We start from the raw sequence: 9,814 nt of genomic DNA, 5'->3' as shown, positions 1-9,814 counted from the left end.
GTGCCACCGGCCGCCCGGCTCCCCCCGCAGGGCGGCCGGTGGCACGACGGGATCAGGCGGCGAGGCCGTCCAGAGCCGGTTGGTGGGCCACGCCGAGCGCGGCTTCCACCACCGTGACGAACTGTTCGGCAGCGCGGAGCAGATCGTCGGCCTCCCGGGCGCTGACCACCCGGGGGATGCCGGCCTCGGCGGCGGCACGCTTGCTGGCCCCCGCTGCGAAGAACCGGGACCACTCGTCCAGCTCTGGAGCGACCGCGCAGAGGAGGACCCAGACGCTGGTGATCCGGTTGCGCCGACTCGGCGCGGGCCGGGCCCGGGCGGCGAGCAGGGCCGCCGCCGCGCGCAGGGCGGCCAGGTGGGCAGCCGCGTAGCGCAGGCCGTCAGGTCGGGTCTGGCCGGCCTCGACCAGCCCACGGCGGGCCAACATGAGGAGCTGGGCGGGGGTGCGATGCGGCAGCACGTGTGCCGGCACCGTCGGTGCCTGAGCCGGGTTGGTCGGCATGGGTGTCTCTCCTCCACGTGGCCGAGACGTCACTGCGGCGGCTGCTGCCACCGACGAGACGCCGAGGTCGGGGTGGTGCGGAGGAAGACGCACCGGGTGTGGCCGGCCGGGTGTGGATGCTTCCCCACACCACACCCGGCCGGCGGACCGGCGGGTGCGTCGCCCGCCGCCCGGGGGTCGTGGGCGGCGGACGACGCTCCTGCCTGTTGGGACCAGGCTCGCGACTGCCCGGAAACCCAGGTGCGGCCCGCGGAGCCGCACCGCCCGGAGGTGGCGCCGCGAAACGCCGCGCTCCGGCTGGTTGGAACGGGCGTTCGAGGCAATCGAACACTCGTTCTAACTACTGCTGACAGTACACCTCCCCTCCGACGAAAATGCAACGTGTGACGCGCTGAGCGTGCCGGCCGGATGAACCCACCCCGGCGAACCGGGAAGAATGACGACATGCAGCCACACCCGAACGTACGAGCGGTGCAGGACGCGCTCACCGCCGCCGGCACGCGCGACGGCACCGGCGAGCCCAGCCTGGTCCGTCTGCTGCCCGACGCGGTGCACACCGCCGCGGCGGCCGCCGAGGCGCTCGACGTCGAGGTCGGTCAGATCGCCAACTCCCTGATCTTCGACGCGGACGACACGCCGCTGCTCGTGCTCACCTCCGGCGCGCACCGGGTCGACACCGCCGGTCTGGCGGCATCGATCAGCGTCACCCGGCTGCGCCGGGCCACCCCGGAGTTCGTCCGGACCCACACCGGACAGCCGATCGGCGGGGTCGCCCCCCTCGGGCACCCGCACCCGCTGCGCACCCTGGTGGACACGGCGCTGGCGGCGTACCCGGAGATCTGGGCCGCGGGTGGCGTACCCCAGGCGGTCTTTCCGACCACCTACACCGAACTGCTGCGGGTCACCGCCGGCACCCCGGCCGAGGTGGCGTGAGCGAGCGGAGCGTGCTGACCAACCAGTCCGGCAGCGCGGTCCCGGAGCTGGTCACGCTGCACGTGTGGCGGACCTCCCGCGGCGCGCTGCCCCGGGCGCTGACCCGGATGGCGCTGGACCCACGCCGGCTGCGCGCCCTCCCGGGCGCCCGGTTCGGCAAGCTGCTGGGCACCGGGACCGGCACCGACTTCGGGCCGAGGGACGCCGACCTGACCCGGTGGGCGGCGCTGACCGTCTGGGACTCCCCCGCCGCGGCGGCCGACTTCGACGACTCGTCGGTCGGACGGGCCTGGGCACGCATCGCCCACGCCCAGGCCCGGATCGACCTGCGCCCACTGACCAGCCGGGGCGAGTGGTCCGGCCAGCGGCCGTTCGGTGACCCGTCGGGCGGCCGGGTCACCGGCCCGGTGCTGGCACTGACCCGGGCCCGGCTGCGGGCCCGCCGGGCCGCCACCTTCTGGCGGGCGATCCCACCGGTGGCCGCCGCCCTGCGCGACGCGCCCGGGCTGCTGGCCCGGTTCGGGGTCGGCGAGGCACCGTTGGGCTGGCAGGGCACGGTGAGCGTGTGGCGCGGCCCGACGGACCTGGTGGCGTTCGCGTACCGTCACCCGGAGCATCGGGCGGCGATCATGCGAACCCCCACCGCGGGCTGGTACGCCGAGGAGCTGTTCGCCCGGTTCGAGGTGCGCGACGTGGTCGGCGACCGGTCGGTGCTCGGGTGGGCCGCCGATGGTGGCCCGGAAACGGTGAAGGGTGGACGGGCATGAGGTTGGTGCGCTGGACGCCGGACGATCTCGTCCGGCGGCTGGACGACGTGGTGGCCGTCTACGGCGAGGCGATGGGATACCGCACCGACCTGCTGGAGGCCCGGCGCGGTTACATCGCCACCCACGTTCGCCGGCCGGGTTTCCGGGCGGTCGCCAGCCTGACCAGCGAGGGGCACCTCGCCGGCTTCGGCTACGGCTATCTGGGCGCCTCCGGTCAGTGGTGGCACGACCAGGTGCACCGCGCGCTGGACGCCCCGACCCGTACGCGCTGGCTCACCCACTGCTTCGAGGTGGTCGAGCTGCACGTCCGGCCACCGGCGCAGGGGCACGGCCTGGGCACCGGTCAGCTGCGCGCCCTGCTCGGCATGGCGGAGGGCGACACCACGCTGCTGTCCACCCCGGAGGCTGACGAGCAGACCTCGCGGGCCTGGCGGCTGTACCGACGGTTCGGCTTCGTCGACGTGCTGCGCGACTTCCACTTCCCCGGCGACGAGCGGCCGTTCGGTGTGCTCGGTCGGGATCTGCCGCTCGACCCGCCGGCGTCATGACCCGACGGATCTCCTGGACACTGCTCGCCGTCCTGGTGCTCGCCCAGATCTGCTACCCGCTCACCACCGGCGACACCCGGGCCGGGCTCACCGTGGCCACCGTCGTCCTCGGCTGGCTGCTCTCGGTCGGCCACGCGCTGCTCAGCCGGGGCCCACGGGTGGCGGCGGCGCTGGTCGCGGTGGCCACCGGCGGCGGGTTCGCGATCGAGGCGATCGGGGTGGCCACCGGCGTGCCGTTCGGCAGCTACGACTACTCCGGGGAGCTGGGCCCCAAGCTGGCCGGGGTGCCACTGATCATTCCGCTGGCCTGGACCTGGATGGCCTGGCCGGCGTGGCTGGCAGCGGTCCGACTGACCGGCGGCAACGCCGCAACGGCCGACGGCGGCGCACTGACCGCCGGCGGCAGCGGGTCGATGGTGGGGCGGTGGGTGGGGCGGATCGCGCTGGCCACTGTGGGGCTGGCCGCCTGGGACCTCTTCCTGGACCCGCAGATGGTGGCCGAGGGCTACTGGGTCTGGCGCGACGCCACCCCGGCGTTGCCCGGCCTGGCCGGCATCCCGGTCAGCAACTACCTGGGCTGGCTGCTCTTCGCGGTGCTGATGATGAGCGCGCTGCGCCCACTGGCCGGGCCGGCCGCCGCGCACACCGATCGGCGGGACCACCCGATGGTCGCGCTGTACCTGTGGACGTACTTCTCCAGCATCCTGGCCCACGCGGTCTTCCTCGACCTGCCCGCGTCGGCGCTCTGGGGCGCCGCCGGCATGGCGGTGACCGCCGTACCGCTCACGGTGACCTTCCTACGTGCCCACCGGGGCGGTGACCCCGGTCGGGAGGCCCACCAGCCGCACCGCCCCGGCGTCGACGCGACCCGATGACCGTCCTGCTCGGCCTGCTGATCGCCGTCGCCGCGTTGACCGGACACACCTGGCTCAACGCCGCCCGGTGGCTGCGCCGGCCCACCGACCGGCCGGACGCCGTCGACGAGCCGGTGGCCGTGCTGCTGCCGCTGCGCGACGAGGCCACCCGGGTCACACCCTGCCTGCGCGCCCTGCTCGCCCAACGCGGCGTACCCGGGCTGCGCATCGTGGTCCTCGACGACGGGTCCACCGATGGCACCGCCGACGTGGTCCGCGCGGTGGTCGGCGACGACCCCCGGGTCACGCTGCTCAGCGGCGTCGCCCCGCCGCCGGGCTGGCTGGGCAAGCCGCACGCCTGCTGGCAGCTGGCCACCCGGGCCGACCCGGACGCCACCGCGCTGGTCTTCGTCGACGCCGACGTGGTGCTCGCCCCGCACGCCGTGGCCGCGGCCGTCACCGAGTTGCGCGCCGCCCGGGTGACGTTGCTGTCGCCGTACCCCCGGATCGTGGTGGCGACGGCGGCCGACCGGTTGGTGCAGCCGCTGTTGCAGTGGCTCTGGCTCACCTTCCTGCCGCTGCGCGCGATGGAACGCTCACCGCGGCCGTCGCTGGCCGCGGCGGGCGGGCAGTTCCTGGTGGTGGACCGGGCCGGCTACACCGCCGCCGGCGGGCACGCCGCGGTCGCCGACCGGATCCTGGAGGACGTCGAGCTGGCCCGGGCGGTCAAGCGGGCCGGCGGGCGGATCGCCCTGGCCGACGGCTCCCGGCTGGCCACCTGCCGGATGTACGACGACTGGCCGCAACTGCGCGACGGGTACTCGAAGTCGCTCTGGGCGTCGTTCGGGCACCCGGGCGCGGCGGCGGCCGTGGTGGCGGCGCTGCTGCTGCTCTACACCGCCCCGCCACTGGTGGCGCTGGCTGGCGTGGTGGCCGGCGCGCCCGGGGTGGCCGCCGTGGGCCTGGCCGGCTACCTGCTCGGGGTGGCCGGGCGGGTGCTCACCGCCCGCGCGACAGGTGGCCGATGGCGGCCCGACGCGCTCGCACACCCCGTGTCGGTCGTGGTCCTCGGTTGGCTGACAGTGCGGTCGTACCATCTGCGAAAGCGACGCCGCCTGACCTGGCGGGGTCGCCCGGTCAGCTAGGAGGACGCGGTATGGCGCGGATCGTGGTCGTCGGCGCCGGGGTGGGTGGCCTCGCCACCGCCGCCCGGCTGGCCGCCACCGGGCACCAGGTGACCGTCTTCGAGCGGGCCGACACGGTCGGCGGCAAGCTCGGCCGGTACGCGCACGACACACCAGCCGGGTCGTTCCACTTCGACACCGGGCCGAGCCTGCTCACCCTGCCCGAGGTCTTCCACGACCTGTTCGAGGCGACCGGGGCGAAGCTCGACGAGTACCTGGACCTGGTCGGCCTGAACCCGATCGTCCGGCACGTCTTCCCCGGCGGCGGCCCGGCACTGGACTCGTGCGCCGACCCGGTGGAGTTCGCCAGCCGGATCGGCGCCGCCTTCGGCGACCGGGCGGCGGCCGACTGGCAGCGGTTGTGGCGTCGGGCCGCTCGGGTGTGGAACGCCTCCTCGCGGGACATCCTGCGCCGTACCGTCGACTCCCCCCGCGACCTCGCGTCGCTGGCCTGGCGCGTCGGAGACCTGGCCGCCATCGCCCCGGGCCGCACCCTGCGCGGCCTGGGCCGCCGGCACCTGTCCGACCCGCGGCTGCGGATGATGCTGGACCGGTACGCCACCTACACCGGCGCCGACCCACGTCGGGCACCCGCGGCGCTGGTCGCGGTCCCCTACGCCGAGTTGGCCTTCGGTGGCTGGTACCTGCGCGGCGGGCTGGGCACGCTCGCCGACGCGCTGCTGACCCGTTGCCTGGACCTCGGCGTGGTCGTGCAGACCGACGCCACTGTCACCCGGATCGACGCCACCGGCGGCCGGGTGCACGGGGTTCGCCTCGCCGGAGTCGCCGCCCCGGTGCCCGCCGACGTGGTGGTGGCCAACGTGGACGCGATCACCGTCTACCGTGACCTGCTGCCGCACCCGGGTCGGCTGGCCGCGCTGACCGACCGCAGCCTCGCCGGTTTCGTGCTGCTGCTCGGCGTCTCCGGCAGCACCGGGCTGGCCCACCACAACGTCTTCTTCCCCGACGACTACGACGCCGAGTTCGACGCGGTCTTCGGTGACCCCGGGCGCGGGGTGCGGGCCCGGCCGGCGGCCGACCCGACGGTGTTCGTCACGGTGGCCGACGACCCGATGGTCCGCCCCGCCGGACACGAGGCGTGGTTCGTGCTGGTCAACGCCGCTCGGCAGGGCACCGCGGCGGGAGCTGTCGACTGGCGACGTCCGGGGCTGGCCGACGCGTACGCCGACCGGATCCTGGACGTGCTGGCGCGGCGCGGTGTGGACGTCCGCGACCGGTTGCTGTTCCGTGAGATCCGTACCCCCGCCGACCTGGACGTGGCGACCGGCGCGCCAGGTGGCTCGATCTACGGCACCGCCGGTGGGCTGCTCCGCCCGGCCAACCGGGGCCCGGCGAACGGGCTGTGGCTGGTGGGTGGCTCCACCCACCCGGGCGGCGGGTTGCCGATGGTGACCCTCTCCGCGCAGATCGTCGCCGACGAGATCGGCCCCGCCTGGTAGTCAATCGGCGTCGAGCAGGGCGCGCCGGATGCTGGAGAGCAGTTGCCCCAGGCCGAATCCGGCCAGCAGCACCCAGACCGCTGTCGCCATGGTGATGGTGCCGGCGGCCAGGTCCGGCTCGATCAGCCCGGCCAGCCCGGCGACCAGCAAGCCGGCCAGCGCCACCGAGACCCGGGTGGGGCGTTCGCCCACTGTCACCGCACCGATCTCCCGCATACCGGCGGCGACCGCCCGCGCCCGGACGTACTCGTGCAGCCAGGACAGCGCGCCGCCCGCGACGACCAGCCCACCTGGTGCGCCCACCAGCCAGAACGCCAGCAGCCACGCCACCTCACCGAGCCGGTCGGCGACCGAGTCGTAGACGTAGCCCAGCCGGGTGGTGCGGCCGGTGGCGACCGCCACCGCACCGTCCACGCTGTCCGCCACGGCGGCGAGCAGCACGAACAGCGCACCGAGGAACGGCCCGTCCCCCGGCCGGCTCACCAGCAACGGTACGCAGAAGCAGAGCAGCACCCCGGCCACGGTGACCGCGGTGGGGCTGACCCGCAGTCGGCCCAGCACATATCCGACGTGGTACGCGAATCGCAGCCAGGCACGCACCACCGGCGCCGCGACCCGAGGGTCGAACCCGCCGTGCAGCCGCGCCCACGCCGTGGCGTACTGATCCCAGTTCAGCTGTGTGCCCACCACGGATCAACCGTCGCGCCGGGCAACAGGTGTCGCAGGCGCAGTGTTCACACGCGCGCGCCGGCTTTCAGGTTCTGCCAAACCTCACGGGTCGCCGTGGACCGGTTGAGGGTGATGAAGTGGATTCCCGGCACGCCCTCGTCCAGCAGTCGGCGGCACATCTCGCTGGCCTGCTCGATGCCGAGCCGGCGGACGGCGTCCGGGTCGTCGGCGACGCGCTCGAAGCGGGCCGCCAACGCCGGCGGGAACGGCGCACCGGACAGCTGCACGGACCGTTCGATGGTGCCGATCTGGGTCACCGGCATCACCCCGGCCAGGATCGGGGTGTCACAGCCGGCGGCGGCCACCCGGTCGCGTAACCGCAGGTAGTCGTCGGCGTCGAAGAACATCTGGGTGATCGCGAACTCCGCGCCGGCCCGACACTTGCTGACGAACTGGGCGGTGTCGCTGGCCACGTCGGGCGAGCGCGGGTGCTTGTACGGGAAGGCCGCCACGCCGACGCTGAAGTCACCGGCGTCACGCACCAACCGGACCAGGTCCTCGGCGTAGTCCACCCCCTCGGGGTGGCGGATCCACTCGCCGCTCGGGTTACCCGGAGGGTCGCCCCGAACGGCCAGCACGTTGCGCACCCCCACCCCGGCGAGCCGGCCGACCACGTGCCGCAGCTCGGCGACCGAGTGGTTGACCGCGGTCAGGTGGGCCATCGGCAGCAGGGTGGTCTCGGTGGCGATCCGCTCGGTCACCGCCACGGTGGTGTCCCGGGTCGAGCCGCCCGCGCCATACGTGATCGACACGAACGACGGGCGCAGCGACTCCAGCTCGCGGATGGCCTGCCAGAGCAGCAGCTCCCCCGCCTCGGTCTTGGGCGGGAAGAACTCGAACGAGAAGGTCGGCTGGTGCTCACGAATGAGCTCCCCGATCGCCGGCTGCGGATTGGGGAGTGTCGAGGGAAGACCGAGCGCCACGCTCCGACTCTAGCGGTCGGCGCCAACAGGACCCAGGCCCTTCCCATCCAGCGGCCGACGCCGCCCGGTCCGCCCGACCCGGTGGCCGGTGTCGGTCGGGCGCTCACCTGGTTGGCGAGGTCGCCTGATCCGCGCTGAGCCGACAGGCGGCGTCGCACCGCGCTGACCCGTTGGCCGGCGTCGCGTTGTGCGCCGGGGCGGGCGGTGGCGCACCGCGCCGGGGCGGCGGGCGGAAAGGCGTCGTACCTCCGGGGTAGAAATTGTCGGTGCGGGAGGGGCGGCGGGGGTGGCCCCGGGGTCCCGTGCGGGGGTCAGCAACCGAGCGGTGACGCCGGTCCCGTCCGGTCGGGCGGGTCGGGCGCCACCGCACCGACTCCCGCCAGGAGGACCCATGATCCCGCCCGCCTCGCCGCGCTGCACGCAGCTCGGGCCGTTGCTGGCTCGGTGCCGACTCGACCGGGGCTGGAGCCAGCAGCGAGCCGCCGCCGAGTTGTGCGCCGCCGCCGGGGTGCCGACGCTGAGTCGGCACGAGATCTCCCGGTGGGAGCGCCAGCGTCGCGTGCCGGGCGGGTTCTGGCTCGGCTGGCTCGCCGTCGTCCTGAACGTGCCGCTGGTGACGCTCGCCGAGGCCGCCGCTGCCACCCGCCGGGCCGGCTCGACGCGGGCCACCGGGCCGGGACGCGCCACCGGGCCGGGACGCGCCACGCCGCGCGGCGTACGACCGGCTGGGCGAACGGGTCCCGGCCGCACCACGCGTGGCGGTGGAGCACGAACGATGACGACCGGCTAGCGTCGGGGCGTGACCCACGCTGCTCCTGTCTCCCCCGTCGACCGCAACGGCCTGCGGGAGCGGGTCGACAAGGCTCTCACCGAGTTCCTGGCCGGCCAACGTGTCCGGCTCGCCGCCGTGGACGACGCGCTGATTCCGGTGGCGGAGGCGATCGAGGCGTTCGTGCTCGGTGGCGGCAAGCGGCTGCGTCCGGCATTCGCGTACTGGGGGTTCCGGGGTGCCGGCGGGGTGGACAGCGACCAGGTGATCACCGCCCTGGCCGCGCTGGAGTTCGTCCAGGCCAGCGCCCTGATTCACGACGACCTGATGGACCGTTCCGACACCCGTCGCGGCGAGCCCGCGGTCCACCGGAGGTTCGCCACCCGGCACCGGGAGGCCGGCTGGGGCGGCGACCCGGACGGTTTCGGCGACGCCGCGGCCATCCTGCTCGGTGACCTCTGCCTGGTCTGGTCCGATGAGCTGCTGCACTCCGCGGGCCTGGACCTGTGGGCGTTGGCCCGGGCCCGGCCGGTCTTCGACGAGATGCGCACCGAGGTCACCGTCGGGCAGTATCTCGACGTGCTGACGCAGGTCACCGGGGACACCTCGGTGCAACGGGCCAGCAAGGTCGCCCGGTTCAAGTCCGCGAAGTACACCGTCGAACGTCCGATGCTGCTCGGGGCCGCGCTGGCCGACGCGCCGCAGGACGTGCGGGCGGCCTACTCGGCGTACGGGCTGCCGTTGGGTGAGGCGTTTCAGCTCCGCGACGACGTGCTGGGGGTTTTCGGTGACCCGGCGCTGACCGGCAAGCCGGCCGGCGACGATCTGCGCGAGGGCAAGCGCACCTATCTGGTGGCGGCGGCGGTGGAGGCCACCGACGACGCGGGCCGCGAGTTGCTGCTCGGCCGGCTCGGCGACCAGGAGCTGGACGAGCAGGGGGTGACCCTGCTCCGCGAGGTGATCTCGGGGAGCGGGGCGCTGGCCCGCACCGAACAGCGGATCACCACACTCACCGACGCCGCCCTGACCGCGCTGACCGCCGTCGACCTCGACACCGAGGCCCGCCAGGCCCTGGTCGACCTGGCCATAGCCGCAACCCGCCGCACCGACTAACCCCCTGCCCCACCCCCACCTGCCCCTGCCCC

11 protein-coding genes are annotated in these 9,814 nt (G+C 74.6%); 8 read left to right on the top strand and 3 right to left on the bottom strand.

What is annotated here, in order from left to right; all coding sequences use genetic code 11:
* Window positions 1-52 precede the first annotated feature (52 nt).
* Window positions 53-502, bottom strand: coding sequence for an SAV_6107 family HEPN domain-containing protein (locus KBX26_RS31945; RefSeq protein WP_030334555.1), 450 nt, complete (start codon window positions 500-502; stop codon window positions 53-55).
* A 444-nt stretch (window positions 503-946) separates the two neighbouring features.
* Here KBX26_RS31945 and KBX26_RS31940 point away from each other — a divergent pair, with 444 nt between their 5' ends.
* The 6 genes from KBX26_RS31940 to KBX26_RS31915 are packed head-to-tail and all read left to right on the top strand — an operon-like array spanning window position 947 to window position 6,248.
* On the top strand, window positions 947-1,435 hold the full coding sequence (locus tag KBX26_RS31940) for a YbaK/EbsC family protein (protein ID WP_210867114.1): 489 nt from the start codon (window positions 947-949) through the stop codon (window positions 1,433-1,435).
* Between the two features lie 11 nt (window positions 1,436-1,446).
* Window positions 1,447-2,202, top strand: a complete 756-nt coding sequence (locus tag KBX26_RS31935) for a monooxygenase (protein WP_210867115.1) — start codon at window positions 1,447-1,449, stop codon at window positions 2,200-2,202.
* Window positions 2,199-2,750, top strand: coding sequence for a GNAT family N-acetyltransferase (locus KBX26_RS31930; RefSeq protein ID WP_030334560.1), 552 nt, complete (start codon window positions 2,199-2,201; stop codon window positions 2,748-2,750). The genes KBX26_RS31935 and KBX26_RS31930 overlap by 4 nt, the downstream gene beginning before the upstream one ends.
* Window positions 2,747-3,625, top strand: a complete 879-nt coding sequence (locus KBX26_RS31925; protein WP_210867113.1) for a carotenoid biosynthesis protein — start codon at window positions 2,747-2,749, stop codon at window positions 3,623-3,625. The genes KBX26_RS31930 and KBX26_RS31925 overlap by 4 nt, the downstream gene beginning before the upstream one ends.
* A complete protein-coding gene (locus KBX26_RS31920) occupies window positions 3,622-4,749 on the top strand; it encodes a glycosyltransferase family 2 protein (RefSeq protein WP_210867112.1) in 1,128 nt (375 codons plus the stop codon). Before KBX26_RS31925 ends, KBX26_RS31920 begins: the two co-directional genes overlap by 4 nt.
* Window positions 4,750-4,760: 11 nt before the next feature.
* Window positions 4,761-6,248, top strand: a complete 1,488-nt coding sequence (locus KBX26_RS31915) for an NAD(P)/FAD-dependent oxidoreductase (protein ID WP_210867111.1) — start codon at window positions 4,761-4,763, stop codon at window positions 6,246-6,248.
* Here the strand turns inward: KBX26_RS31915 and KBX26_RS31910 are convergent, their stop codons facing one another.
* Window positions 6,249-6,938 (bottom strand): CDP-alcohol phosphatidyltransferase family protein, encoded by a 690-nt coding sequence (locus KBX26_RS31910; RefSeq protein WP_030334567.1) that lies wholly within the window; start codon window positions 6,936-6,938, stop codon window positions 6,249-6,251.
* A 44-nt stretch (window positions 6,939-6,982) separates the two neighbouring features.
* The gene (metF, locus tag KBX26_RS31905) at window positions 6,983-7,900 is read right to left on the bottom strand and encodes a methylenetetrahydrofolate reductase [NAD(P)H] (RefSeq protein WP_210863416.1); all 918 of its coding nucleotides are present in this window, start codon (window positions 7,898-7,900) and stop codon (window positions 6,983-6,985) included.
* A gap of 391 nt (window positions 7,901-8,291) precedes the next feature.
* On the opposite strand from metF, the gene KBX26_RS31900 reads away from it, so the two are divergent.
* Together KBX26_RS31900 and KBX26_RS31895 are read left to right on the top strand one after the other, a co-directional pair.
* Window positions 8,292-8,690 (top strand): helix-turn-helix domain-containing protein, encoded by a 399-nt coding sequence (locus tag KBX26_RS31900; RefSeq protein WP_210863729.1) that lies wholly within the window; start codon window positions 8,292-8,294, stop codon window positions 8,688-8,690.
* A gap of 9 nt (window positions 8,691-8,699) precedes the next feature.
* Window positions 8,700-9,782, top strand: coding sequence for a polyprenyl synthetase family protein (locus tag KBX26_RS31895; protein WP_030334574.1), 1,083 nt, complete (start codon window positions 8,700-8,702; stop codon window positions 9,780-9,782).
* The last annotated feature ends 32 nt before the right edge of the window (window positions 9,783-9,814 follow it).

This window comes from Micromonospora sp. C97 (genome assembly GCF_018070385.1).
Lineage (GTDB): Bacteria > Actinomycetota > Actinomycetes > Mycobacteriales > Micromonosporaceae > Micromonospora > Micromonospora parva.
Note: the sequence above shows the minus strand (reverse complement) of the source record. Positions and strands in the feature narration are given on the sequence as shown.

Bases quoted from the DNA above. Each gene is read 5' to 3' on its own strand.
- KBX26_RS31940 (WP_210867114.1), top strand. From the start codon at position 947: ATGCAGCCACACCCGAACGTACGAGCGGTGCAGGACGCGCTCACCGCC.
- KBX26_RS31915 (WP_210867111.1), top strand. From the start codon at position 4,761: ATGGCGCGGATCGTGGTCGTCGGCGCCGGGGTGGGTGGCCTCGCCACC.
- KBX26_RS31925 (WP_210867113.1), top strand. From the start codon at position 2,747: ATGACCCGACGGATCTCCTGGACACTGCTCGCCGTCCTGGTGCTCGCC.
- KBX26_RS31945 (WP_030334555.1), bottom strand. From the start codon at position 502: ATGCCGACCAACCCGGCTCAGGCACCGACGGTGCCGGCACACGTGCTG.
- KBX26_RS31930 (WP_030334560.1), top strand. From the start codon at position 2,199: ATGAGGTTGGTGCGCTGGACGCCGGACGATCTCGTCCGGCGGCTGGAC.
- KBX26_RS31900 (WP_210863729.1), top strand. From the start codon at position 8,292: ATGATCCCGCCCGCCTCGCCGCGCTGCACGCAGCTCGGGCCGTTGCTG.
- KBX26_RS31920 (WP_210867112.1), top strand. From the start codon at position 3,622: ATGACCGTCCTGCTCGGCCTGCTGATCGCCGTCGCCGCGTTGACCGGA.